General features: G+C 55.1%; 1 protein-coding gene. It reads right to left on the bottom strand.

Going from position 1 to position 283, the window contains the following annotated elements; genetic code table 11:
• Positions 1 to 251, bottom strand: a 251-nt coding sequence (locus DBV35_RS31425; protein WP_342752408.1) for a 30S ribosomal protein S17, incomplete at its 3' end; no start/stop codon positions are given.
• Positions 252 to 283: the final 32 nt, after the last annotated feature.

The following is a 283-nucleotide window of genomic DNA, read 5'->3' as shown; positions in this document are numbered from 1 at the left end:
CGCACAGTCTTGCTCAGGGGCCGGCACTCGCCCACTGTGACAATGTCGCCGATCTGGACGTCCCTGAAGCAGGGGGAAAGGTGCACAGACATGTTCTTGTGGCGCTTCTCGAAACGGTTGTATTTTCGGATGTAGTGAAGGTAGTCTCGGCGGATGACGATGGTCCGCTGCATCTTCATCTTGGTCACCACACCAGACAGGATCCGCCCTCGAATGGAGACATTACCAGTAAAAGGGCACTTCTTGTCAATGTAGGTACCCTCAATGGCCTCCTTGGGTGTCG

The sequence above is a fragment of the Acuticoccus kandeliae genome (assembly GCF_003073115.1).
Note: the sequence above shows the minus strand (reverse complement) of the source record. Positions and strands in the feature narration are given on the sequence as shown.